26 protein-coding genes are annotated in these 26,184 nt (G+C 33.7%); 21 read left to right on the top strand and 5 right to left on the bottom strand.

What is annotated here, in order from left to right; translation table 11 throughout:
• Window positions 1–35: 35 nt before the first annotated feature.
• From J2W95_RS14940 to J2W95_RS15000, 13 genes are all read left to right on the top strand, one after another.
• Window positions 36–632 (top strand): hypothetical protein, encoded by a 597-nt coding sequence (locus J2W95_RS14940; RefSeq protein ID WP_310008440.1) that lies wholly within the window; start codon window positions 36–38, stop codon window positions 630–632.
• A gap of 194 nt (window positions 633–826) precedes the next feature.
• Window positions 827–1,768, top strand: coding sequence for an NADP-dependent oxidoreductase (locus J2W95_RS14945; protein WP_310008442.1), 942 nt, complete (start codon window positions 827–829; stop codon window positions 1,766–1,768).
• Window positions 1,769–2,001: 233 nt separating this feature from the next.
• On the top strand, window positions 2,002–2,562 hold the full coding sequence (locus J2W95_RS14950) for a glycosyl-4,4'-diaponeurosporenoate acyltransferase CrtO family protein (RefSeq protein ID WP_310008444.1): 561 nt from the start codon (window positions 2,002–2,004) through the stop codon (window positions 2,560–2,562).
• 483 nt (window positions 2,563–3,045) lie between these two features.
• Window positions 3,046–4,224, top strand: a complete 1,179-nt coding sequence (locus J2W95_RS14955) for an acetyltransferase domain-containing protein (RefSeq protein WP_310008446.1) — start codon at window positions 3,046–3,048, stop codon at window positions 4,222–4,224.
• A 66-nt stretch (window positions 4,225–4,290) separates the two neighbouring features.
• Window positions 4,291–4,869 (top strand): YdeI/OmpD-associated family protein, encoded by a 579-nt coding sequence (locus J2W95_RS14960; protein ID WP_310008447.1) that lies wholly within the window; start codon window positions 4,291–4,293, stop codon window positions 4,867–4,869.
• An 85-nt stretch (window positions 4,870–4,954) separates the two neighbouring features.
• Window positions 4,955–5,644, top strand: coding sequence for a tetratricopeptide repeat protein (locus J2W95_RS14965; RefSeq protein ID WP_310008449.1), 690 nt, complete (start codon window positions 4,955–4,957; stop codon window positions 5,642–5,644).
• A 60-nt stretch (window positions 5,645–5,704) separates the two neighbouring features.
• On the top strand, window positions 5,705–7,060 hold the full coding sequence (locus J2W95_RS14970) for a UDP-N-acetylmuramate--L-alanine ligase (protein ID WP_310008451.1): 1,356 nt from the start codon (window positions 5,705–5,707) through the stop codon (window positions 7,058–7,060).
• Between the two features lie 151 nt (window positions 7,061–7,211).
• A complete protein-coding gene (locus J2W95_RS14975) occupies window positions 7,212–7,685 on the top strand; it encodes a GNAT family N-acetyltransferase (protein ID WP_310008452.1) in 474 nt (157 codons plus the stop codon).
• Between the two features lie 42 nt (window positions 7,686–7,727).
• Complete coding sequence (radC, locus tag J2W95_RS14980) at window positions 7,728–8,450, top strand: RadC family protein (protein ID WP_310008454.1); 723 nt, start codon at window positions 7,728–7,730, stop codon at window positions 8,448–8,450.
• A gap of 53 nt (window positions 8,451–8,503) precedes the next feature.
• On the top strand, window positions 8,504–9,007 hold the full coding sequence (gene parS / locus J2W95_RS14985; protein ID WP_310008456.1) for a type II RES/Xre toxin-antitoxin system antitoxin: 504 nt from the start codon (window positions 8,504–8,506) through the stop codon (window positions 9,005–9,007).
• Window positions 9,007–9,465: an RES family NAD+ phosphorylase gene (locus J2W95_RS14990; RefSeq protein ID WP_310008459.1), complete on the top strand. Its 459-nt coding sequence runs from the start codon at window positions 9,007–9,009 to the stop codon at window positions 9,463–9,465. The genes parS and J2W95_RS14990 overlap by 1 nt, the downstream gene beginning before the upstream one ends.
• A 9-nt stretch (window positions 9,466–9,474) precedes the next feature.
• Window positions 9,475–10,164, top strand: a complete 690-nt coding sequence (locus J2W95_RS14995) for a YjjG family noncanonical pyrimidine nucleotidase (RefSeq protein ID WP_310008461.1) — start codon at window positions 9,475–9,477, stop codon at window positions 10,162–10,164.
• Between the two features lie 3 nt (window positions 10,165–10,167).
• A complete protein-coding gene (locus tag J2W95_RS15000; RefSeq protein ID WP_310008463.1) occupies window positions 10,168–10,935 on the top strand; it encodes a hypothetical protein in 768 nt (255 codons plus the stop codon).
• 134 nt (window positions 10,936–11,069) lie between these two features.
• On the opposite strand, the gene J2W95_RS15005 is transcribed toward J2W95_RS15000, so the two are convergent.
• Window positions 11,070–12,347 (bottom strand): replication-associated recombination protein A, encoded by a 1,278-nt coding sequence (locus J2W95_RS15005; RefSeq protein ID WP_310008465.1) that lies wholly within the window; start codon window positions 12,345–12,347, stop codon window positions 11,070–11,072.
• A gap of 252 nt (window positions 12,348–12,599) precedes the next feature.
• Here J2W95_RS15005 and J2W95_RS15010 point away from each other — a divergent pair, with 252 nt between their 5' ends.
• Window positions 12,600–13,397 (top strand): rhomboid family intramembrane serine protease, encoded by a 798-nt coding sequence (locus J2W95_RS15010; RefSeq protein WP_310008467.1) that lies wholly within the window; start codon window positions 12,600–12,602, stop codon window positions 13,395–13,397.
• A 55-nt stretch (window positions 13,398–13,452) separates the two neighbouring features.
• Here J2W95_RS15010 and rlmB read toward each other — a convergent pair whose 3' ends face one another.
• The 4 genes from rlmB to J2W95_RS15030 all read right to left on the bottom strand — a co-directional run bounded on the left by rlmB (window position 13,453) and on the right by J2W95_RS15030 (window position 20,794).
• Window positions 13,453–14,187, bottom strand: a complete 735-nt coding sequence (rlmB, locus tag J2W95_RS15015; RefSeq protein WP_310008468.1) for a 23S rRNA (guanosine(2251)-2'-O)-methyltransferase RlmB — start codon at window positions 14,185–14,187, stop codon at window positions 13,453–13,455.
• An 82-nt stretch (window positions 14,188–14,269) separates the two neighbouring features.
• Window positions 14,270–15,748, bottom strand: a complete 1,479-nt coding sequence (locus tag J2W95_RS15020; protein WP_310008470.1) for a SusD/RagB family nutrient-binding outer membrane lipoprotein — start codon at window positions 15,746–15,748, stop codon at window positions 14,270–14,272.
• Between the two features lie 3 nt (window positions 15,749–15,751).
• The gene (locus tag J2W95_RS15025; RefSeq protein ID WP_310008472.1) at window positions 15,752–19,012 is read right to left on the bottom strand and encodes a SusC/RagA family TonB-linked outer membrane protein; all 3,261 of its coding nucleotides are present in this window, start codon (window positions 19,010–19,012) and stop codon (window positions 15,752–15,754) included.
• Between the two features lie 84 nt (window positions 19,013–19,096).
• Complete coding sequence (locus J2W95_RS15030) at window positions 19,097–20,794, bottom strand: BamA/TamA family outer membrane protein (protein ID WP_310008474.1); 1,698 nt, start codon at window positions 20,792–20,794, stop codon at window positions 19,097–19,099.
• A gap of 268 nt (window positions 20,795–21,062) precedes the next feature.
• Here J2W95_RS15030 and rpsL point away from each other — a divergent pair, with 268 nt between their 5' ends.
• The 7 genes from rpsL (at window position 21,063) to rplW (ending at window position 26,178) form a co-directional block, all read left to right on the top strand.
• Window positions 21,063–21,446: a 30S ribosomal protein S12 gene (rpsL, locus tag J2W95_RS15035; RefSeq protein WP_007136570.1), complete on the top strand. Its 384-nt coding sequence runs from the start codon at window positions 21,063–21,065 to the stop codon at window positions 21,444–21,446.
• Window positions 21,447–21,519: 73 nt separating this feature from the next.
• Entirely contained in the window at window positions 21,520–21,996 is a 477-nt protein-coding gene (gene rpsG / locus J2W95_RS15040) for a 30S ribosomal protein S7 (RefSeq protein ID WP_035637287.1), read from the top strand.
• A 10-nt stretch (window positions 21,997–22,006) separates the two neighbouring features.
• Entirely contained in the window at window positions 22,007–24,163 is a 2,157-nt protein-coding gene (fusA, locus tag J2W95_RS15045) for an elongation factor G (protein ID WP_310008476.1), read from the top strand.
• Between the two features lie 11 nt (window positions 24,164–24,174).
• Entirely contained in the window at window positions 24,175–24,480 is a 306-nt protein-coding gene (gene rpsJ / locus J2W95_RS15050; RefSeq protein ID WP_007803605.1) for a 30S ribosomal protein S10, read from the top strand.
• Between the two features lie 154 nt (window positions 24,481–24,634).
• Window positions 24,635–25,252, top strand: a complete 618-nt coding sequence (gene rplC, locus J2W95_RS15055) for a 50S ribosomal protein L3 (RefSeq protein ID WP_310008479.1) — start codon at window positions 24,635–24,637, stop codon at window positions 25,250–25,252.
• Window positions 25,252–25,881 carry a 50S ribosomal protein L4 gene (gene rplD / locus J2W95_RS15060; RefSeq protein ID WP_111411027.1) on the top strand — a complete coding sequence of 210 codons (630 nt, stop codon included), beginning with the start codon at window positions 25,252–25,254 and terminating at the stop codon, window positions 25,879–25,881. Before rplC ends, rplD begins: the two co-directional genes overlap by 1 nt.
• Window positions 25,882–25,887: 6 nt before the next feature.
• Entirely contained in the window at window positions 25,888–26,178 is a 291-nt protein-coding gene (gene rplW / locus J2W95_RS15065) for a 50S ribosomal protein L23 (RefSeq protein WP_077377770.1), read from the top strand.
• Window positions 26,179–26,184 lie beyond the last annotated feature (6 nt).

Raw genomic sequence — 26,184 nt, forward strand, 5'->3', positions numbered from 1 at the left:
GTGTTATTATCGTAACAAATGTTAAACATTGATTCATGAAGAAAATTCTATTTCTTGTCTTTTGCATGATAATACTTAGTTCTTGCAACTTACCGTCTTATGTTTTCTACAATCCTGGACAAACAACAGGTGTCGATTTTACCAATGGAAAATGGCTTCTTAATGAGATAGATGCGCCAGCAGATTGCACAAAATATCTTAAAGAAACTTCAATACGTGACTTTAAGAGTCTTCTCGGCGAAAGATTAAATTATGTGACCGACGTTTCTGGTTTACTTTTGACACAGAAAAAAATCCCTTTGAATCCAAGTAAGCAAATCATTGCTGACATTAAAAAAGGAACTAACTATGACTTTTTCATAAACATTAAAGCTACCCAAACAAGAAATGATTTTGGTTCAATTGATTTGACTCCACATAGAATGAGCCGAGAAGGCATGAACAGTAATGAAGTAACAATCGAAATCTACGATTTAAAAAATTCTCAAATTATTTACACTCAAAAAGTAATAGCTTCTGTAGGAAAACCAAAAGATAACTCTGATGTTCATTTTTCTAAGCCTTCAAGAAGTTTAATAATTGGCGCATATAATAAACTAATAAGAGATATTAAAAACAAGTCAATAAAGTAGTAACGCCGCCCACAGCTACTACAACGGATTTGGGCAATAGGCTTAATGGAAAGTTGGTTTTGTATTTGGAAAATTTGGCAAATCCGAAGATAAAAGCTTAATTTAGTCCCAAACCCGCTGTAGTCCCAAGACGTTGTGCGTCATACTTACAATACCCCGTAAATAAAGTTCATTACCTAACTTAATAAATAAAAATGAAGGCAATTATAATAAATGAATTTGGAGATATAGACAAGCTATTAATGACGGAATTACCGTTACCAGAAGTTTTGGAAAATGAGGTATTAATTGAAGTTAAAGCAATCAGTATAAATCCGGTGGATGTAAGAACAAGAAGTGGTTCAGCCATGGCTGAGTACCTCAAAGACAATATGCCTTTAATATTAGGGTGGGATATTTCTGGAATAATTATGGATATAGGCACAAAAGTTACAAAATTTAAGAAGGGCGATGCTGTTTTTGGATTGATTAATTTTTTAGGACACGGGAAAGGATATGCAGAATATGTAGTAGCACCTGAAGATCAAATCGCCCATAAACCGATAAACATAAGCTACGAGGAAGCTGGTGGTGCAACATTATCTGCATTAACTGCCTGGCAATTATTGGTTCATTATGCAAAAATAAAACGAGGAGATAGGGTTTTGATACAAGCTTCATCAGGAGGAGTTGGGCATTATGCAGTTCAAATAGCTAAATATTTTGGAGCTTATATAATTGGTGTTTCCTCTGCAAAAAACAAATATTTTGTCTTGGAGTTAGGCGCTGATGAACATGTAGCGTATGACGAACAAAAATTTCAAGATGTTGTGAGCGAGGTAGATTATGTAATTGATGCGTTTGCAAAAGATAGTTTGTATCAATCGCTTAAAGTTGTTAAAAACGGTGGGACAATTTTGAGTCTTTTGCCAATGATTAGTGACGATTTATTGGAAAAAGCTAAGGAAAAAAATGTAACGGTACATTATTCTCTTGTGAAATCAGATGGTAAGGACATGAAAGCAATTGCAGAACTTTTAGAAAAGGGTATTATTAAATCTCATATCTCAAAATGCTTTTCACTTGATAAAATGGGTGATGCCCATATTGAAATGGAAACAGGCAAAACAGTTGGAAAAATTATAGTTAAACCATGAGGACTTTATGTATTGCGAAAAGAGAATTTACTAAATTATAAAATATGCCTAAAATAGTACGAACGCACAATAGCCGTTTGGCAAGATTGGGGTTTTAGGTTGAATTTAAAGATGGTTTTGTATTTGGAAAATTTGTGTTTAACCGATCTCACATCTTTATTCCCCAACCTCGCCAAGCGCCAGAACGTTAGCAGTAAGCAACGAATCAAACCGTAAAATATAAGCTTATCAAAATGGCAGCAAGAGATATGGAAAGTTTGGCGAAAGTAAAAAAAACACTAGCGTGGTATAATATGATTGCAAACCTGATCTGGTCTATTTTAAATCTAGGTCCTATTGCATTCTATTGTTTTAGATTCGTCAGTTATCAAACACTCTGTGTTTTCCTGACAATAAGTTTAATCCCAATATTTTTAAAAAAATCTTTTATAGACAAACTTCAAATGGGAAAGACAATTGGAATTTACAAGAAGTTGCGAGTTCATTTAATAAATAAATTTACTCAAAATGGTGCAATAATAAATAACCTCATAAAAAGAAAATTTCCGGATCACAAAATTGTTACACCTAAAAAAACTTCAATTGCAGGACTTATTAGTCAAAGTTATATGTTCGAGAAATTCCATTTAATTCTTTTTTTCTTTTTTAGTTTGACAATTATTTTTGCTCTCCTACAAGGGCAATTACTTTGGGCTATCATCATGGTACTGACTAATATAGTATATAACATTTATCCAATTCTTCTACAACAATACATCAGACTTAGACTAATTTTATTCAGTAAAAAAAAATAGAAATAGTTGCTTGGAATCTGCCTACCACCAGAAGCTACTACAACGGATTTACTTCGTCTGTTCGGCTTGCAGCCTCGGGTGGGCAATTGGCTTAATAGAAAGTTGGTTTTGATTTGATGCTCTATCCATTATGTAAAAAGTTTGACGAGTATAAGCAAATGAATAAGGAAAAGTGGTGGTTGAGTTATTTGTAAAAATAAATCCCATTGTCGTTCGTTTGTCCATGTTCACCCGTGCTAGTATGTGATGAGTATTTGCATAAATTAGAAAATAAATAATTGTGTTTGCACTGTAGGTAGTTACTAGGTGTAAATGAGCAGTTGAAAGGCAAAAAATGACTCTCTATCTACAAGTTTTGGAGAATCCAATAATATGGATTAATTTAGAGATAAATTATTACTAATAAGTATGTTGTGTTGTAGTGTTCTGCTATAATAAAGCATAATGTATTTTATTAAGTTTAACTATCCAACAAACTAATTTATGGCATTAACTTTACCTGTCAATACCCGAATCGAATCCATTGACTTACTAAAAGGTTTGGTTATGGTTTTAATGGCACTCGATCATGTGAGAGATTATTTTCATTATTCTGCTTTCTTTTTTGATCCATCAGATCCTCTTCAGACTACTTTGCCTATTTTTTTTACGCGATGGATTACTCATTTTTGCGCACCAACGTTTAGTTTTTTGGCTGGAGTTTCCGCATTTATGGCCAGCAAAAGAAGAACTCATAATGAGTTATCGAGTTTTTTATTAAAACGTGGAATTTGGCTGATTTTTGTCGAGTTGACAATTGTAGGGTTTGCATGGTCTTTTAATGTTGAATTCGTTTCTTTTGGCTTACGTGTGATATGGTCATTGGGGATTAGTATGGTTTTTTTATCTGCTTTGATTCATTTGCCAAGAGTAGCTATTCTTATCTTTAGTTTGTTGCTTATTTGCTGTCACAACTTGTTTGATAATGTTCATTATGCGGATAATTTTTGGTGGGACATTATTCATGAACAAATGGTTTATCAGCTTACAGAAAACACTCAATTAGTGATTGGGTACCCACTTGTCCCTTGGATTGCGATAATGGCATTAGGATATTATTTTGGTGGATTTTATGCTCAATCGTATGATAGTAACAAACGAAAAAAAATATTTAACTATATAGGAGGAATTGCTATTGCTCTTTTTATTCTGTTACGATTGACAAATATCTATGGAGACCCAACACCGTTTATTCAGTATAATACTTTTTTACAAACCCTAATTTCTTTTTTAAATCCAACTAAATATCCACCATCATTTTTGTATATATTGATGACTTTGGGTTTGTCCTTTTTATTTTTAGCCAACACAGAGAAACTAAAAGGAAAAGTTGTGGACTATTTTTGCACCTTCGGAAGGGCGCCTTTTTTTTATTATATTTTACATCTCTATATAATTCATTTACTAGCATTGATTTTTGCTGAATTATCTGGGTTTGGTTGGCAGAAAATGATTTTGTCAACTTGGATAGGATTTGAAGCAGATTTGAAAGGCTATGGATTTAGCCTTTGGGTTGTTTATATTGTTTGGATTGGAGTGATTTTACTCCTTTATCCATTATGTAAAAAGTTTGACACCTATAAACGAGCACACAAGGAAATATGGTGGTTGAGTTATTTGTAAAAAATAAATTCAAATTAGTGTTTACTTTTGACAGAAGATAATTTTGTTAATCAATATTTGAATTTTATGAATCCTAAGGTTGATTTTTATTTTAGTAATTCCCAAAAATGGCAATCTGAATTAGAGCAATTGAGAAGTATTGCTTTGGATTGTAAACTGACCGAAGAATTGAAATGGGGAACTCCCTGTTATACATTACAAGGAAAGAATATTGTTTTGATACACGAATTTAAAGAATACTGCGCTTTTTTGTTTTTTAAAGGGGCTTTGTTAAGTAATTCTGATGGTATTTTAATCCAACAATCAAAGAATGTACAGGCGGCACGCCAAATCCGTTTCACTAATATCAAGGAAATAACGGATATACGTGACATTTTGAAAGCCCATATTTATGAAGCGATTGAAGTAGAAAAAGCCGGTTTGGAAGTGAAATTCAAAAAAACGGAAGAATTTGTACTTGCAGAAGAATTTCAAAAAAAATTAGATGAATTGCCAGAATTGAAAATGGCATTCGAAAGTCTGACACCGGGAAGGCAAAGAGCTTATATGCTTCATTTTTCTTCACCAAAACAATCCAAAACCCGTGAGTCAAGGGTTGAAAAAAGCATTCCGCAAATTCTTGTCGGTAAGGGGTTGAATGATTAGTTAGTCTTTGGAGGAAATAAAAAATCAACTCAGGTTTTCTGTCAAAAAACACTTCATTCTTTTAGAAATTCTTTATTTTTGGAGGATGAAATTACTGCTAAGTGTTTTTTTGATATTTCCATTGTTGTTGTGTTCCCAATCTTTTGAAAAAGGGGAAAAATTATTCGTTGACGGGAAATTCGATCAAGCGCAACCTATTCTTGAAAACTACTTAAAAAGCAATCCGTCAAATCTTAAAACGATAGAATATTTAGGAGATATTTCAGGATACAATAAGTCTTGGGATAAAGCGATTACTTATTATAAAAAACTGAAAACGTTAAAACCCACAGAAGCTAATTATTATTACAAATATGGTGGTGCTTTGGGGATGAAATCTTTGGAAGTCAATAAATTCAAAGCATTGGGGATGATTAGTGAAGTGAGATCTTCTTTTGAAAAAGCCATAGCCTTAAACCCAAAACACATCGAAGCACGTTGGGCTCTAATTGAGTTGAATTTGAAATTGCCTGGAATTGTGGGAGGAAGTGAATCCAAAGCCATTAAGTATTCGAGTGAATTAAGAGAAATATCTCCAGTTGACGGGTATTTGTCACGTGGTCATATCGATGAATATTTTGATAGATATAACAGTGCGGAACAGCAGTACAAAAGAGCTATTCTGATAGGAGGTTCAAAAGTTTGTTATCAAAAATTAGCCGATTTGTATAAAAATAAAATGAAGCAACCCGATAAAGCCAATAAGGTTTGGGAAGACTATAAAAACAGAAAGTAACGGTTATTCGATGACATTGTCTTCGATTGAACCTATTAACGTATAAACGAATAAACAAAAATGAGAACACATTTCATAGCTATAGGCGGAAGCGCAATGCATAACTTAGCATTGGCATTACATAACAAAGGATATCAAGTTACGGGAAGTGACGATGCCATTTTTGAACCTTCAAAATCAAGATTGGAAAAAAAAGGAATTCTGCCAGTTGAGTTAGGTTGGTTTCCCGAAAAAATCAACTCCAATATTGAAGCCGTAATCCTTGGAATGCATGCCAAAGCTGATAATCCTGAGCTCTTGAAAGCACAGGAATTAGGACTTAAAATATATTCGTATCCTGAGTTTTTATATGAACAATCCAAAAATAAAACACGCGTAGTTATTGGTGGATCACACGGGAAAACGACTATAACATCGATGATTTTGCATGTTATGCATTACCATAATATTGAAGTAGATTATATGGTTGGCGCTCAATTGGAAGGCTTTGACACGATGGTTCATCTTACCGAAGAAAATGATTTTATGGTTTTGGAAGGTGACGAGTATTTATCTTCACCAATTGATAGAAGACCTAAATTTCATTTGTACCAACCTAATATTGCCTTGATTTCTGGAATTGCTTGGGATCATATCAATGTTTTTCCTACTTATGATTTTTACGTTGAGCAGTTTGAAACTTTTATTGATAAAATTACAAACGGCGGAATTTTGGTTTACAATGAAGATGATTCGGAAGTAAAACGTGTTGCTGAGGCCGCTACAAATCCTATTCGTAAATTAGCTTATCATACACCAAATTATACGGTAAATGATGGTGTAACGCTTTTGGAGACTCCAGAAGGACCTATGCCTATTGAAGTATTTGGAGCTCATAATCTAAATAATTTGGCTGGAGCCAAATGGATTTGCCAAAATATGGGAGTTGATGAAGCTGATTTCTATGAAGCGATTGCTAGTTTCAAAGGAGCTTCCAAACGTTTGGAAAAAATCGCCGAAAGCAAGACTAAAGTTGCTTATAAAGATTTTGCTCATTCGCCAAGTAAAGTAGCTGCGACTACCAAAGCCGTAAAAGAGCAATATCCAAACCGTACTGTAGTAGCTTGTTTAGAATTACACACCTACAGTAGTTTGAATGCTGAGTTTTTGAAAGAATACGAAGGAGCATTGGAATATGCTGATGTTGCTGTGGTTTTCTATTCTCCAGATGCTGTAAAAATAAAACAATTGGAAGAAGTGACTTATGAGCAAATAGCCAAAGCTTTCAATAGAGAAGATTTGATTATTTACACCAACCCAAAAGATTTTAAAGATTATTTGTTTAACCTTAATCTAGAAAATTCAGCTTTATTGTTGATGAGTTCTGGAAATTATGGTGGATTGAATTTTGATGAGGTAAAAGGATTGATTGAATAGAAATAGTTGTTTATAATATATAAAGTGCCAATTACGATTTTGTAATTGGCACTTTTTTTACATAATTACTTCATTATCAAAATAAGAAATGATTTTTTGTTGTATGATTTTTCTGTTTTTTAGTATATTAGCCTAAATAAGATTATAAATTATGAGTTCAATAGTGAAAGTTGTGAAAACAACCAGCGAAAATCCTGATTTTTTGTCGTTGATAAAGACATTTGATGAGTATTTGTGGGAACGTTACCCGGAATTGAAAACCAATTATTGGGGAAATAATGTCATTGAGTTGAATACAAATGTGGTAGTAATTTATTTGGATGAAAAACCTGTTGCCTGTGGTTGCTTTAAAAAGTATGACAAAAATACGATTGAAATAAAACGAATGTTTGTTTCTCCCGAAGCTCGAGGATTGGGTCTGGCGCAAAAAGTATTACACGAATTAGAACTTTGGGCCAAGGAATTCGACTATTCAATTTCTGTTTTAGAAACCTTGTATAAACAGCAAGAAGCGATTATTTTGTATCAAAAAGTTGGATATGTAATTGTCGATAATTACGGACCTTATGTAGGTTTGGATAAAAGTGTTTGTATGCAAAAAATAATAGGAAAAATTTATAAATAGTAGGATTGTTGAAATAGTATAAATTTAAATCTTTATGAAATTATGATTTTAGACGATTCTAATTCTCCTTTTCGGGAACAAGGGGCTTTTCCTATCACTAATTGGTCGGAAGATGATAAGCCTCGTGAAAAGTTAATGCTAAAAGGCAGAAGCGTTTTGAGTGATGCCGAATTGATTGCTATACTGATTGGTTCTGGAAGCCGAAATGAATCAGCTGTGGATTTAAGTAAAAGAATTTTGGCAAGTGTCGATTATAATTTGAATGCTTTGGGGAAGTTATCTATTGCACAATTAATGAACTTTAAAGGAATTGGAGAAGCAAAAGCGATTTCGATAATTGCTGCAATGGAGTTGGGTAGGAGAAGACGAAGTGAAGATGCAGTTGAGTTAGCAAAAATAACTTCAAGTAAAGCAGTTTTTGAAGTTATGCAACCCATAATAGGAGAGTTGACTCATGAAGAATTTTGGGTCTTGTTTTTGAATAATTCCAATAAAATACTTTTTAAAACACAGTTAAGCAAAGGAGGAATGACTGGGACTATTGTTGATATTCGGATAATTTTTAAAATTGCTTTTGAGCAAAATGCTACAGCAATTATTTTGACACATAATCATCCTTCCGGAAAATTGCAGGCCAGTGATGCCGATATTCAAATAACAAAAAAAATTAAAACTGCAGGTCAGCAATTGGATATTCCTGTTTTGGATCACATAATTGTCACAGAAACCGATTATTACAGTTTTGCTGATGAAGGAATATTTTAAAAAACTTGCTCAATAGGGACATTTGTCTTATATTTACAGACAAATGTATTTTTATGGAAGCGATTAAATTAAAACCTAAAGGACCCATTGATAAAGCTGTTAGAGTTTTAGTAAATAGAGTAGAGCAGGAGAGAGGGTATAAGCTTTTGAATAAGAACATCACTTATGATGAGTTTTTGAAAAACAGAATGCTGATTGTTCACGCTATTCGTGAAGGAATCGCGTATGATTTTTTTAGTTTGATAAAAGAAATAACTCCTTTCAACGAAGAGGATTGGGCTTCTTTTTTAGGAATTTCCACAAAGTCACTTCAGAGAAACAAAATCAAAGAAGACTTTATTTTCAAACCTATGCAATCAGAAAAAATATTGGAATTGGCCGAAGTAACTTCATTAGGGAATGAAGTTTTTGATTCGGAAGCACAATTTTATATGTGGCTGAAAACGCCTTCGTTTGCACTTGGAAATTTACAACCAATTGAATTACTCAGAGATTCTTATGGTAAAGAAATGGTGGTGAATGAATTGAATAAAATAGATCAAGGGATTTTTGTTTAATGGAAGTTTTTCGATTAGCACGCAAAAAATTCCCTATTGAATTGTCCGGAAAAGGAGCGTCAATTTCTGGTGCGCGTTGGAATTCAAAAGGAACAGAGATTGTTTATTGTGCCCAAAATAGAGCTTTGGCAATGGCTGAGGTTTTAGTTCATCTTTCATTGGCAACATTGCCTAATGATTTTGTGATGTTAACGATTGATATTCCAGATGATATTTTTGTAGAAGTTTTAGATCTGAATAAATTATCTATCGATTGGAATGTTTTTCCTTGTACCTTTGAGACGCCACTTTTGGGAGACGATTTCATAAGGAGAAATGAAGCCTGTATTTTGAAAGTTCCTTCAGCGGTGGTGAAAGGAGATTTTAATTTTTTGATAAACCCGTATCACATTGATTTTTCTAAAATTAGAATTACGGAACAAATTGATTTTCCTTTTGATAAACGAATATTTAAATAATGTCTTTATATGTTTTCTGCTAAAATAACCGATATATTCTTCGACTTAGATCATACACTTTGGGATTTTGATGTCAATTCGGAGTTGGCTTTTGAAACAATTTTGAAGAAAGATCATCCAACAATCGAAATTGAAGATTTCATAGAAAAGTATGCGCCTATCAATCAGGCCTGTTGGAAATTATACCAATATGATAAAATTACACACGCCGAATTACGGTATAATCGTCTAAAACATACTTTTGATGCATTAGAATATTTTGTATCTGATGCTCAAATAGAAAGTATCGCCCATGATTATATTCAGTTATTGCCCGAAAATAATCGTTTGTTTGATGGTACAATTGAAGTGCTGGAATATCTTGAAAAAAAGTATACGTTGCATATTATTACCAACGGATTTGCTGATGTGCAATACAAAAAAATAAACAATTCGAATATTGCTGGATTTTTCAAAACAATCACCAATTCAGAGTTGGCTGGGGTCAAGAAACCCAATCCTGTTATTTTTGAGTATGCACTCAATGCAGCTCAAGCCAATAAAGAAAGCAGTATCATGATTGGAGATTGCCTCGAGGCCGATGTTCAGGGAGCTTTAAATGCAGGTTTAGATGCCATTTTTTTTAATGACAAAAAGATTAAAGTTCAAGAAGATATTAAACAAGTAACACATTTATTAGAACTAAAAAAATATTTATAAATTATGAAGACGAAATTTCTGTTCCTATTATTGTTTATTTCAAGCTATGTTTTTTCTCAATCGGTTAATGATTATGCAGCGGTTGTAGTTCCTGTGAAGTATGATTTTCTTAAAAGCGAAAATGAATACAGACTTAGTACTTTGACTAAATTTAATCTTCAAAAAGCCGGTTTTCAAGCGTTTTATGCTAATGAAGAGATTCCTACAGAATTCAATAGATGCAGTCTTTTAAATATTGATGTGTTGAAAGAGAATGCATTTCTGATTACTAAATTATATGTGGTTTTCAAAGACTGTAACGGTAAAGTGATTTATAAATCGGAAGTTGGAAAAAGCAAAGAGAAGGAATATGAAGTAGCCTATGTTGAAGCATTAAATATGGCTTTTACATCTGTTTATGCACTGCATTACAAATATAATGGAAAAACTATTGCGCCTAATCAAAATACACCAGTAGCATCTTCTGCAACAGCACCAGTTGTAGCTTCTGTCGTTCCTGTTACTACTGCAGCCGTAGCAGCAAATGTTCCTAGCAGCAGTGTAGAACCTGATGGTTCAGTATTGTTTGCACAGCCTATAAAAAATGGATTTCAATTAGTTGATAGTACACCAAAAGTGGTTCTGAAAGCATACAAAACTACAAATTCTTCGATTTATTTAGCATCAAGAGAAAACACGCAAGGTGTTATGATTCTAAAGGAGAATCAATGGTTTTTTGAATATTATGAAAAAGACACTTTAATGTCTGAGATAATTAAAGTGAAGTTTTAATCTCTTACGGTTCAATTTACTGGAAGATCTATTTCGGAAATAGAAAGATTTCAATAATACCTCGGTGACTCTGCTCCGAGGTTTTTTATTTATATAATGAACATTATATATTTTAAAATCTGCAATCTAAAATCTTAATATCCATATTTATCTTTCCATCTATTTTTCAGAAATTCACGAGTAGTGTTCTCCCTGGAATTAGTTCCGGGAACATAAATAGGTGTATTGCTTAAAGCTTCCGGTAAGAATTCCTGTTCCGCAAAATTATTGGCATAATCATGTGAATATTTATATTCTTCGCCATAACCTAATTCTTTCATTAGTTTGGTAGGAGCGTTACGCAAATGAATAGGCACAGGTAAATCGCCCGTTTGTTTGACTAATTGTTGCGCCGTTCCGATAGCCAAATACGAAGCATTGCTTTTGGGTGAAGTGGCAAGATAAATAGCACACTGACTCAAAATAATTCGACTTTCCGGATAGCCTATGGTTGAAACTGCTTGGAAAGCATTATTTGCCATGATAAAAGCTGTCGGATTTGCATTTCCAATATCTTCACTGGACAAGATCAACATCCTTCTGGCAATGAATTTTACATCTTCCCCACCTTCAATCATTCTTGCCAGCCAATAGACTGCACCGTTCGGATCACTTCCCCGAATTGATTTTATAAAAGCCGAAACAATGTCATAATGCTGCTCACCACTTTTGTCATACAAAACTGTATTTTGTTGCACTAATTCAAAAACTCGGTCATTGGTAATCAAAATTTCGTCTTCAGAGGAGGCGTTTACGACAAGTTCGAAAATATTTAATAGTTTGCGTCCATCGCCACCAGAAAGACGCAATAGTGCTTCTGTTTCATGTAATTGTATGTTTTTTGTAGCCAAATAAGTATCCGTTTTCATTGCTCTTTGTAACAAATGTTCCAAATCCGCTTTAGTAAACGCATTCAAAATATATACCTGACAACGAGACAATAAAGCGGGAATAACTTCAAAACTCGGATTTTCTGTCGTAGCGCCAATAAGCGTAATCCATCCTTTTTCAACTGCAGCCAACAAAGAATCCTGCTGTGATTTGCTAAAACGATGAATTTCATCAATAAACAAAATAGGATTTTTGGCTGTAAATAACCCGCCGCTCTGTTTTGCTTTTTCAATTACATCCCGAATATCTTTTACCCCCGAGTTAATGGCGCTTAAGATATAAAAAGGACGTTTGGATTCTTGGGCAATAATTTGTGCCAAAGTCGTTTTTCCAGTTCCAGGTGGTCCCCACAAAATTAATGACGGAATAATTCCTTTTGATATTTGTTGAGTCAACGAGCCGTTTGGACCAACCAAATGGGATTGACTGATATAATCTTCTAGTTTTTGTGGGCGTATGCGTTCTGCGAGTGGTGCTTCCATGTGGTAAAATTACACAATTTTCAGTTTTTATGACTATATTTTTCAAGAGCTATTTCCTGCTATCCGCTTGTATCTTTTCATAAGGTGAAGAAAAAATCACCTTATGAAAAGGATACCGCTTCTATCAGGGCTAGGGCATTCGTTTTCATAATGGAAATTATTTTATATGACAAAATAGCACTAAATTGCTTCTGGATACATTTTTGATTTGTATTAAGAATCTATTTAATTCAATAATTCAGTATTCTATAAATGGAAGAAAATCATTTTAAATTTACCAATAGCGTAGTGGGAGTGCCACTTTTTTTTGTGCTGTTCCTGTGGTTTGTATATTGGTTGGAAATCCGTTTTGGATTTGATTTTGATGAAAACGGAATTTTACCGAGAACTTTTTCTGGATTACAGGGTGTGATTTTTAGCCCTTTCATCCATTCGAATATTGAACATCTCTATAATAATTCTATACCATTGCTAGTGCTTTTAGCGGCATTGTTCTTTTTTTACCGTAAAGAAGCAATAGAAATATTGCTATATGGAATTCTTCTTTCTGGAAGTTTGACTTGGCTTATCGGAAGGGAAAATTATCATATTGGTGCGAGTGGCTTAATCTATGTATTGGTCTCTTTTATTTTTTTCAAAGGCTTGCAAACCCAGTATTATAGATTGGTAGCCTTGTCTCTCACTGTCGTGGTTTTGTATGGCGGAATGGTTTGGTATGTTTTTCCAAAAGTTGATGAAACCATTTCTTGGGAAGGTCATTTGTCTGGATTAATCGCTGGTTTTGTACTTACTTTTTTATATAAAAAAACAGAATTTAAGAAAGTAATAAAATACGATTGGGAACACCCAAATTATGATCCGTCTGAAGATAAGTTTATGCAGCGTTTTGATGAAAACGGAAACTTTGTCAATCCTCCTAAACCCGAAATTATCGAGGAAAATCAATTAGAAATCAATCCTTTTTTTCAATCGAATTCAAATGTCGTTTATAATTTTATGAAAAATAAAGAAAATACAAACGAAAAAAATGAATCAAAACCGGAGTCTTGATTCATTTCTTTTTTATATTTTAATTCTGCAATCTAAATTCTAGACTCTAAAATTTTTAGCTTCTCTGTCTAACGGCTTCATATAAAAAAGCACCACACGCTACAGAAACATTTAGTGACCCTATAGAACCAAACATAGGAAGTTTTGCTTTTTCATCAACGATTTTAAGTACAGATGGATTCACTCCTCGATCTTCTGATCCCATAATAATCGCTACCGGCTCGTTTAAAGAAATATCATAAATATTTTGTTCAGTTTTTTCGGTTGCAGCAACTGTTTTTATTCCACTAGCCTGCAAAAGAAAAATAGCGTCTTTAATGTGTTCTACTTTACAAATAGGAATATTAAATACAGCACCTGCTGAAGTTTTTACGGTGTCTCCATTTACTGGAGCGGAACCTGCTTTTTGAACAATTATACCATTAACACCCGTACATTCAGCCGTTCTGATAATAGCTCCAAAATTACGCGCATCTGAAATTTGGTCCAAGATTAAAAATAAAGGCTTTTTACCGTTTTCAAAAACTGTTTCTATCAAGGTTTCCAAATCATAAAATGAAATAGGAGAGACAGTAGCCACAGCTCCTTGATGGTTATTTGGAGTTAATCGGTTTAGTTTTTCGACAGGAACGTAAGAAAAATTGATATTTCCTCTTTTCATCACTTTCATTAAGTCTTTCATCAGTTCGCTACTCGCTTCCTTCTGAATATATACTTTATCTACTGTTGCGCCTGCTTGTATTGCTTCAATTATTGCTCTGATCCCAAAAATTTGATGTTCTTTTTCCATGCGGCAAAGTTAAGTAAAAGGTTTGTATAAAAAAAACCACCAGCTAGGCTGGTGGTTTAGATGTATTAAATTTTTAAGATAATTAGAATTTATCCCAGAAAATACGTTTAGATGTACCATTGCTACCTAATTTGGCAACAGCAGCATTTAAGTTAGTAGCATTAAGAGTTTCTTCATTACCTGGGTAAGAATAACGTCTAGGTACTACAGTAATTGGACCATCAGCATCTTCATAAGTTACACTAGGAACATGTAGAACTGGGAAGTCTAATCTTCTGTAAGATGTCCAAGCTTCAAATCCTCTATTGTATAAAGCAATCCAAGATTGTTCTCCAATTTTTTGTTTCCAGGTACCTGTTGCAGTTGCATAAGCAACATCTGTTCTTGCTAAATAAGTTGTAATATCAGCAGCAGCTACACCCCAGTCTTGCATAGATGCTGTAATTGCAGCATTATAGTGTGTTTCAGGTGTACCGCCTACAGCAATACCTCTTGCAGCAGCTTCCGCCAACAAGAATTCAACTTCAGAATATGTTAACAATACTCCAGGATAATCTTCTACTTTAACAGTAGGAGTGATGTGAGAGAAATCAGCATAAGTGTTAAGTTCTCCATAAACACCCCCTTCGTAATTTCCTGATCCTTCTGGAAATTCTGTGAAGTATTTAGCTCTTCTTGGGTCAACAAGAGTATTCATTTTGTTTACAAATGTATCAGCTGGTAAGAAGTCATCACGTCCACTAGCTACTAAATCAACATACAATGGGTTTGTGTTTGGTTGATTTGGTGTGTAAACTAGATATGCGCTATCTGCGTTTGACATAATTACTCCATCAGCTATTGCAGCAAGTGCTTGTGTTGATGCATAAGAAGCATCAACGTCAGCCATATTGATTGCCATTCTCAAACGAAGAGTGTTAGCAAATTTAGCCCATTTAGCAGTGTTTCCATGGAATATAAGATCAGCGCTACCAAAACTTCCATTACTTTGATTCAAAGCATGAGAAGCAGCTGTTAATTTCGCTATAAGATCAACATAGATAGTTTTAGCGTCATCATATACTGGTTGAGGATGTCCAAGAATGTCTAATGCTTCTGTGTAAGGAATATCTCCAAAAGTATCAACTAATATTCCGTATGAATATGCCGTTAATATGTCAATTACAGCTATTTTATTATCTAACTCAATAGCTTGGGCTGGAGTACCAACAAAAGTTGCTTTTGATGCTACTAATTGATCTTTAGATTCTTTAAAATCTCTTAGTACATCACGATAGTATTCAGTCCAATGAGCAGCAGGAATATTACGTCCTGTAAGGTCGTATTGACTTTCTTGAGGGTATTGAACTTCGGTCCATTGCTGAGCAAATAATCTAAAAACATTAAAGTTTACTGATGTACTTGTTACTTGGTCCATCATTGATTTTTCTGCATTGGTAAACAAAAATTCAGCAGGAACTTTTGTCGCGTCTTTAGTGTTTTCATTCAATCCTGTAATATCATCACTACATGATATAAATAAGGATATGATCGGAATTAATATGAGCAGTCTATTTTTCATAGCTTAAAATTTTATTGTTAGGTTACAACCAATTGTTCTAGCAGTTGGTAAAGATCCAATAGATAATCCTAATGAACTAGCGTTAGATCCTAATCCACTTTCTGGATCTGCATCTGGAAGATTTTTGTCAATTATCCATAGGTTAGATCCAACTAAGGCTACTTGTAATTGACTTAATTTCATTTTTGATACAATTGAACTTGGTAAAGTATAAGTAATGTTTACCTCTCTCAATTTAACAAAACTTGCGTCATAAATATATCCTTTTCTTGCTCCTCCAGAATATGAATCTGTGATAGCTCCAGCTTCAGGTCTAAAATATGCGGTTCTGATTGCATTTGGAGTTGTTCCAGTAGCATCAGTTACCCCTTCGAATATAACTCCACCACCATTGGCTACAGTATTTCTTATCGGATTACCTAAGTCGTTATTACCACCTGTTACTTCAGTTAAACCAGTTCCTACACCATACCATTGGTCAGTTGAGAATACATCACCACCATGTTTCACATCAATTAAGAAACTAAAAGATAGGCTTTTGTATGTGAATTTATTACGAATACCACCAATCCAGTCAGGATTAACGTTACCAATAATATTGTTAGTAGAAGTGTTTATTACGTATCTACCAGTTGTTTGATTTACAATTCTTTGTCCATTTTCAGCATAAGTGTAGTCAGTTCCTTTCAAAACTCCAAAAGGTTGTCCTACTACAGCATTTAATGTAACTCCACCTGGGAATGAATTAAGTTGTAAGTTGCTAATTCCGTCAGCTAATGCTGTTACCTCGTTCTCATTTTTAGACCAGTTAAGATTAATATCCCATGCAAAATCTTCTGTTCTTACAGGAGTAACATTAAACTGAACCTCAATACCTTTGTTTTCAACTGTAGCTGCATTCACATAGCGAACACTATTTCCGGTTGAAGTAGAGTAAGGTACTTGTATAGCCTCACCGTCATTTATATTTTTGTAAACAGATACATCAAAACCAACTCTTCTGTCTAAAAATTGTGCTTCAAGACCTACCTCGTATGTTGTAGTTTTGATTGGTTCCAAATTAGGGTTGTTTTTTATACTGTTTACAGAGTACATTTGATTACCATCGAATGCGTCAGATTTAGTGTAGGTATCAACTAAAGCTTGTCCAGGTGATCCCAGTGGGCTTTCAGAATAACCACCTCTTAATTTTCCAAATGATAACCAGTTCGCTTCAATGTTTTTTGAGAAAACCCAGCTTCCAGAAGCTGAATAACTATTTATCGAGTTGTCACCTTCTGGTAGGCTTGAGAAAGCATCTTTACGTGCGGTTGCATCTAAGAAGAATGTATCTACATAGCCTAGGGATCCAGAGACAAAATAACTGTTTACACCAAGGTTAGTAGCTCTTTCATATGGGTAAGGACTTGCTGAAACAGAGTTTGACAAGCTGTAGATACCTGGGATAATAAGACCTCCTTGTGTTGATGCAAAAATTGAATTGAAGGTATTTCTTTTTATTGTACCCCCAGCAACTCCACTTAAACTGAAATCTTCTCCAAAGTTCTTTTTGAAATTTAAAAGCAAATCATAGTTTTGCTCTGAGAAATTACCATTGTAACGTTGGTATCCAGATGTTTCGTCTAGTAAGTTAATACCGAATGATTTTGCTACTGAACCAACAGCAACTCTTTCTTCACGTATTTCAGAATAAGTATCTGTTGATATTTTTCCTGTTGCTGACAACCAATCATTGATTTTGTAAGTTAGATTTGCATATCCTACAAAACGATTTCTGCTGTCATTTTGATAGTTTTGGTAACGTTCGAAATAAGGGTTGTTCCAGTATGCTGGAGCTCCATTTTCTACTGATTTTCTATTCCAAGTAAGGTTTTGACCTCCTGAACTGTTATAAGCTTCTTCTAGTTGTTTGATGTCAACGTTTGTTTGCCACCATTGACGGAATCCAGAAATTAAGTTATCACTGTATCCAGTCATGTTTCTACCAAGTGTAGTTTGAGCTGAATAATTAGCAAAAGTACTAATTGATAATTTGTCAGTAAATTGGTGGTTTAATTTTAAACTAAAATTGTTTTTCTTTAATTCACTGTTAGGTAAAAGACCTGTTTGTTTAGAATTACTATAGTTGAAAACTACATTAGTCTTATCGTTTCCATCTTCAAATGAAATACTGTTTACTAAGGAGTAAGAATCTTGGAAGAATGAGTTTGGGTCATTTTTAGCACCAACCCATGGAGTTGCTTTTCCGTAATTTGCATTTCCTGGATATGCTGAAAATGCATCCCATTGGTAAACATTTTGTGATGCATTAAAAGGATCTCCAGCTGAGGCGTCATCTCCCATGTATACTACTTGATCATCTGTACCATCTCCATCAATATCTTGATCAAAGAAAGAACCACCATAACCAGCTCCGTAATTTTTTTGATATTTTACAAAGGTATCTTTGTCTGCAGTTCCTATCGCAAATTCAGATGAAATGGTAACTCCCATTCCTTTTTTAGCTTTACCTTTTTTAGTTGTAATCATCAAAACTCCATTTCCAGCTAAATATCCGTATAATGCAGATGCCGCAGCACCTTTCAATACGTTGATGCTTTCGATGTCTTCTGGATTAATATCCATACCATTGTTACCGTAATCAAAACCAAGAGCACCACGAGATTGATTGGATGTCCCGTCATTTGTTGTGTTTGAATTGTTAACTGGCATACCGTCAATTACAATAAGCATTTCGTTACTTTGTCCCAATGCTTTAATACCTCTTGATACAGCACTTGTAGATCCTCCAAAGTTAGAGTTTCTTGTAATGTTAACACCTGCTACTTTTCCAGAAAGTTCATTTAAAAAGTTTCCGCTTGGTGCTCCACTTTTTAAATCTTCACCTTTTACTTCTTGTGTAGCATAACCTAGAGATTTTTTATCTCTTTTAATACCTAATGAAGTAACAACTACGCTCTCTAATTGAGTAGCATCACTTGCTAATTTTACATTAACTGATGTTGAGCTTGCAGATTTCTCTGAAGATTTCATTCCAACATAGCTAAATACCAATACATCGCTTGGTGCAGCTTTGATAGAATATTTTCCATCAAAATCTGATTGAGTTCCATTCTTTGTTCCTTTAACTAATACACTCACACCTGGAAGAGGCATACCTGCATTGTCGGAAACAACTCCTGAAACAGATCTTTCTTGCGCAAAAGTTAGTTGCGCCACTAGTACTACTAAGAGTACTAAGAATCCATTGAACTTTAGTTTCATTTTTAAATATTTTGAATTAGTGTCGCAAAAATCATAATAATTTGTTAACTATCCTAATATCTTAAACTCTTTTTTTTGTTAAAGCTAAAATTTAACATTATAACTTATCGTTATGTTTGTGTTATAAAATTTTAGTTCTTCATTTTTTGTCTTTCCATTTGTTATGGCAAATTTCAACAAACCATTGATAGTTCGTGCTCCTAAGCCAACTCCAATTCCAAGAAGTTTTTCTTTTTTGTTTTCTTTTATTACAACTGTGGGATCTTCATAATAGCTGTAATCTAATATAGAGTTGAAGTAAAAATTTGAAGAAATCAAATAGCGATATTCTGTCATGAGTGAAATTATCAGATTGCCTTGTAGGCTATTTTCTGCAAATCCTCGTATGGAGTTGATTCCTCCAAAACGGAATAATTCATTCGTTAGGTAGTTTTGACTTTTAAGGTAATAATTTTGACTTTTAATATTTATGGCATTTTTCTCATTAATATAAAAATCATTCATTATGTTAAAATTTACAAAATTTTGTTTTAAAGATAGGTTTGTTGATGTGTTTCTATTCCCAGTACCTATGGTTATATTTAAAAACGATTTTATTGGGAATAGATTGTATTTTGTTGAGTTTTTTTTGAAATCTATGGTAGTGGTGTAAAATGAATTTTTATAATCACTTAGATTTTGGTTGTTTGAATTTTGGATATCGCTTGACTCAGTTGATTCATAGCCGATATAGAATCTTTTGTTGTAGTCTATGGAGTAACCTAGTTGCAAGGTGGTTTTTGTATTTTGAAAAATACTGTCTTGTTTGAAAATGTTTAGTTGGGCTTTAATTCCTATTTGGCTTTTAAATAAATATGGAGCAGTTAAATTGGTATTGAATATTTTTTGATCGTTTCCATCGTTTTTCCAATATATGGATAGTTCTTCTCCTTTGTGAAGTGTGTTGATTAAAGTTAAATCTAGATACCCATTAAATTGTATTTTTTTATCTTCAGTATTATTGAAACCTAAATATCCGTCAAAAACATTTGCTTTTCTTTTTTCTAAATAGATAAATACTTTGGTGGTGTCTTTTGTGAATAGAATTTCTGGATATTTGATTTGATTGATAAATTCAAATTTTTCAAAATCTTCATGCAGTTGCTTAATTGTCTTTTGGCTGAATATTGAGTTCTTGTATTTTTTGTTAATTTGTTTTTCGGCGCCTTTTGGGAGAAGATTTTTGTGTTGCTGATTAGTGTATTTTAATTCAATTGTATTTATTGTTCTTTTGTTTCCTGTATCGATGCTTAAATCGGCATATATAGTTTGTTCTTTTTTTTGAATATTGATAAGTTTTACTTTTGCGAAAGCAAAGCCATTTTGTTCTAAATTTTGTGTGGTTTGTTTTAAAAAAGATTCTATTTGAGAATATGGTAAAATTATTGAGTCTTGATTTGTTTTGAATAAATCATATAGTTTTAGATCTTTTTTTATACCTATATATATATGTATATTTTTTATTTTATTTTCAAGTGAGATTGTTGTTGTGTAACTGCTGTCATTTTTCTTTTTGTTTTCTAGTATTTTGTTTTCAATATAGCCATTTTTGGAAAGTTTTTTTCTTGTCGAATTTATTTCTTCAATTAGTTGTTTTGTATTTTGATGTTTTGTTGTGTATATGGTTGAATCGATAATTGATGTTTCAGTGGTTGTTTTTCCAACTATTTTTAAATGGAAAGTTTGACTAATTGAAGTCAGGTGATTAAGTAGAAATAATAGAATTAGAATTTTAGATTTCAATTTTGATTTCTTTAATTAAGATGTTACAAATATCTGTTCTTTGTTGGAATAATCATAGTTTAGGATCAATGAAGTTGTATAGTGTTTCAAAGACTTTTTTTTGTTTTGAAAAGCGGTTTGTTTGAATTCTGCCTATGTGTTAGTAAGCAAATATTTACTTCAGTTGAAAATTAATCAATTATGGTTTGTAAAGTGAAAATTAATTTATACATTTGCAACCCCGTAAAAAGCGGGATTTTAATATAATAAGAAATTTTTAGTATTAATTATGCCAACAATTCAACAATTAGTAAGAACAGGAAGAACTCAGATAACTAAGAAGAGTAAATCGGTTGCTTTAGATTCTTGTCCTCAAAGAAGAGGGGTTTGTACGCGTGTTTACACTACAACACCAAAAAAACCAAACTCTGCAATGCGTAAAGTAGCGCGTGTACGTTTGACAAATGGTAATGAAGTGAATGCCTACATCCCTGGAGAAGGACACAATTTACAAGAGCACTCGATAGTATTAGTTAGGGGTGGAAGGGTAAAAGATTTGCCAGGAGTAAGATATCACATCGTTCGTGGTGCACTTGATACGTCAGGAGTAGCAGGAAGAACGCAAAGAAGATCTAAGTACGGAGCAAAACGACCAAAAGAAGCGAAAAAGTAATTTAAAACGTTATTCCTGTAGAGGTACGATTCGTCGTGGTTGTATAGGTATGAAATTTTATTAAAAAAAAGACATGAGAAAAAGAGCGGCAAAGAAAAGACCACTTTTACCAGATCCAAGGTTTAACGACCAATTGGTAACACGTTTTGTGAACAACTTGATGTGGGATGGTAAGAAATCAACAGCTTTTAAAGTTTTTTATGATGCAATTGACATTATAGAGACTAAAAAGCAAGATTCAGAAAAATCTTCATTAGAAATTTGGAAAGATGCTTTAACAAACGTTATGCCTCACGTAGAAGTACGTAGTCGTAGAGTTGGTGGAGCTACATTTCAAATTCCAATGCAAATTAGACCAGACAGAAAAATTTCTATGGCTATGAAATGGTTAATTCTTTATTCAAGAAGAAGAAACGAAAAATCAATGGCTCAGAGATTGGCTTCAGAATGTTTAGCGGCTGCTAAAGAAGAAGGAGCTGCTGTTAAGAAAAGAATGGACACTCACAAAATGGCAGAAGCTAATAAAGCTTTCTCTCACTTTAGATTTTAATTCTTAAGAAATGGCTAGAGATCTTAAATATACAAGAAATATAGGTATTGCTGCTCATATTGATGCTGGTAAAACAACAACAACTGAGCGTATATTATTCTATACTGGAAAATCACATAAAATTGGTGAAGTACACGATGGTGCTGCAACAATGGACTGGATGGCACAAGAGCAAGAAAGAGGTATTACAATTACTTCTGCTGCAACTACTTGTGAATGGAATTTTCCAACAGAACAAGGTAAAGTTTTACCTGAAACATTACCTTATCACTTTAATATTATCGATACCCCAGGACACGTTGACTTTACAGTTGAAGTAAACCGTTCTTTGCGTGTACTTGATGGTTTGGTTTTCTTATTTAGTGCTGTTGATGGTGTTGAGCCTCAATCTGAAACTAACTGGAGATTAGCGGATCAATATCGTGTGCCACGTATGGGATTTGTTAATAAAATGGACAGACAAGGTTCTAACTTTTTGAATGTATGTCAACAAGTTAGAGATATGTTGAAATCAAACGCTGTAGCAATCACTTTGCCAATTGGTGAAGAGAATGATTTTAGAGGTGTTGTTGATTTAGTTAAAAATCAAGCGATTGTATGGCATGATGCTACACAAGGAGCTACTTTTGATATTATCGATATCCCTGCGGATATGGTTGATGAAGTGAAAGAATACAGAGATATCCTTATTGAGGCTGTTGCTGATTATGATGAGAACTTGCTTGATAAATACATGGAAGATCCAGATTCTATCACGGAAGAAGAAATCAACAAAGCTTTAAGAGCTGCAACTATGGATATGGCTATCATTCCTATGATTGCTGGTTCTTCTTTCAAAAATAAAGGAGTTCAATTCATGTTAGATGCAGTATGTAAATACTTGCCGTCTCCTATGGATAAAGAAGGTATTACTGGTATTCATCCAGATGATGCTGAATTACTTGAAGAAGATCAAACTACTATTTTGCGTAAGCCAGATGTAAAAGAGCCTTTCGCTGCTTTGGCATTTAAGATTGCTACTGACCCATTCGTAGGTCGTTTGGCTTTCTTCCGTGCATATTCAGGAAGACTTGATGCTGGTTCTTATGTTTTGAATACTCGTTCTGGAAACAAAGAAAGAATTTCTCGTATCTACCAAATGCATGCTAACAAACAAAATCCAATCGAATATATTGAGGCTGGAGATATTGGGGCTGCTGTTGGATTTAAAGATATTAAAACTGGAGATACATTGTGTGATGAAAAACACCCAATTATTCTTGAGTCAATGAAATTCCCTGCACCAGTAATTGGTATTGCTATTGAGCCTAAAACAAAAGCTGACGTAGATAAAATGGGTATGGCTTTAGCTAAATTAGCTGAAGAAGATCCAACATTTACAGTTAGAACTGATGAGGCTTCAGGACAAACTATTATCTCTGGTATGGGTGAGTTACACTTAGATATCTTGGTTGATAGAATGAAACGTGAATTTAAAGTTGAAGTAAACCAAGGTGAGCCTCAAGTTGAATATAAAGAAGCTTTTACGAAAACGGCTCAACACAGAGAAACTTACAAGAAACAATCTGGAGGTCGTGGTAAATTCGGTGATATCGTATTTGTTTTAGAGCCAGCTGATGAAGTTGATGGTAAAGTTCCTGTAGGGTTGCAATTTGTTAATTCTGTAAAAGGGGGTAACGTACCAAAAGAATATATTCCTTCTGTAGAAAAAGGTTTCCGTGAAGCTATGAAAACTGGTCCTTTAGCAGGATACCAAGTAGATAGTTTGAAAGTTACTTTATTGGATGGATCTTTCCACCCTGTGGATTCTGATGCACTTTCTTTTGAACTTGCAGCTAGAATGGGTTATAGAGAAGTAGCTAAAGCTGCTGGAGCTGTAATTCTTGAGCCAATCATGAAAATGGAAGTTATTACACCAGAAGAAAACATGGGAGATATCGTAGGTGATATTAACCGTCGTAGAGGTCAAGTGAATGACATGGGTGATAGAAATGGTGCGAAAACTATTAAAGCAGATGTGCCATTGTCTGAAATGTTTGGATATGTAACAACTTTGAGAACTTTGTCTTCAGGTCGTGCAACATCTACAATGGAATTTTCACACTACGCTGAAACACCTTCTAATATTTCAGAAGCAGTTATCAAAAAAGCAAAAGGAAACGCATAATCTTTAAGAAAATGAGTCAAAAAATCAGAATAAAATTGAAATCTTACGATCATATGTTGGTAGATAAGTCTGCTGAGAAGATTGTAAAAACAGTAAAAACTACTGGTGCTGTTGTAACTGGGCCAATCCCATTACCAACTCACAAAAAACTTTTTACAGTATTGCGTTCTCCACACGTAAACAAAAAAGCTAGAGAGCAATTTGAAGTAATGTCATATAAGAGATTAATTGATATTTATTCATCTTCATCTAAAACTATTGATGCTTTAATGAAACTTGAATTGCCAAGTGGAGTTGAAGTTGAAATCAAAGTTTAAGTACTTTAAGAGTAAAAAGGAACGCCGTTTTTAGGTAAAAAATATTTTTTTGGTTTGTGTGTAAATAAGTTATACATTTGCACCCACTTAAAAAATAGGATTTGCTTAAAAGCTGCGTTCTATATTTATATTTAATAATTAATAATTAATATTTATGTCTGGGTTAATTGGTAGAAAAATCGGCATGACTAGTATTTTCGACGAAAACGGGAAGAATATTCCTTGTACAGTAATCGAAGCTGGTCCATGCGTTGTTACCCAAGTCAGAACCAAAGGTGTTGACGGGTATGAAGCGTTGCAACTTGGTTTCGATGACAAAAACGAGAAACATTCCACAAAAGCGGCTGTAGGTCACTTTAAGAAAGCTGGAACTGTAGCTAAGAAAAAAGTCGTTGAATTCCAAGATTTCGCAACAGAACAAAAATTAGGAGATCTTATTGATGTTTCTATTTTTGCTGAAGGAGAATTTGTAGATGTACAAGGTGTATCTAAAGGTAAAGGTTTTCAAGGGGTTGTGAAACGTCACGGTTTTGGTGGTGTTGGACAAGCAACTCACGGTCAACACAACCGTTTAAGAGCGCCGGGTTCTGTAGGAGCTTCTTCTTATCCATCTAGAGTATTCAAAGGAATGCGTATGGCTGGAAGAATGGGAGGAGATAATGTAAAAGTTCAAAACCTTAGAGTTTTAAAAGTAGTTGCTGAAAAGAATCTACTTGTTGTTAAAGGATGTATTCCTGGTTGCAAAAACTCTTATGTAATCATTCAGAAGTAATGGAAGTAAAAGTATTAGATTTCAACGGAAAAGATACTGGAAGAAAAGTTCAACTTTCTGATTCAGTTTTCGCAATCGAACCAAATAATCACGCTGTATATCTTGATGTAAAGCAATATTTGGCTAATCAAAGACAAGGTACTCACAAAGCTAAAGAAAGAGCTGAAGTTGCGGGAAGTACACGTAAGATTAAAAAACAAAAAGGTACAGGTACGGCTCGTGCGGGTAGTGCTAAAAACCCTTTGTTTAAAGGTGGAGGAACAGTTTTTGGACCTAGACCAAGAAGTTATTCATTCAAATTGAATAAAAACTTGAAACGTCTTGCTAGAAAATCTGCATTTTCAATTAAAGCAAAAGAGTCGAATATAATCGTACTTGAAGATTTTAATTTTGAAACGCCAAACACTAAAAATTTCATTAATGTTTTGAAAGCTTTAGAGTTAGAAAACAAAAAATCACTGTTTGTGTTGGGTGATACGAATAAAAACGTATATTTGTCCTCACGAAATTTAAAAGCATCAAATGTCGTAAGTAGCTATGAATTAAGTACTTATGCTATTTTAAATGCTAATAATTTAGTGCTTTTGGAGAGTTCTTTGGAAGTAATTGAAGAAAATTTAAGTAAATAATAGGATATGAGCATCATAATTAAACCTATAGTAACGGAAAAAGTAACCAAAGAAAGTGAAGTTTTAAACCGCTTCGGATTCGTTGTTGACAGAAAAGCAAACAAAGTACAAATTAAGAAAGCTGTTGAAGCTGCTTATGGAGTAAATGTTTTGAGTGTTAATACAATGAATGTGAGACCGGATAGAACTACAAAATACACTAAAAGTGGTTTAATCAGTGGAAAGACTAACGCAATTAAAAAAGCGATTGTTCAAGTACAAGAAGGAGAAACAATTGATTTTTACAACAATATCTAAGATAAA

The sequence above is a fragment of the Flavobacterium granuli genome (genome assembly GCF_031456055.1).
GTDB classification, from domain to species: domain Bacteria; phylum Bacteroidota; class Bacteroidia; order Flavobacteriales; family Flavobacteriaceae; genus Flavobacterium; species Flavobacterium granuli_A.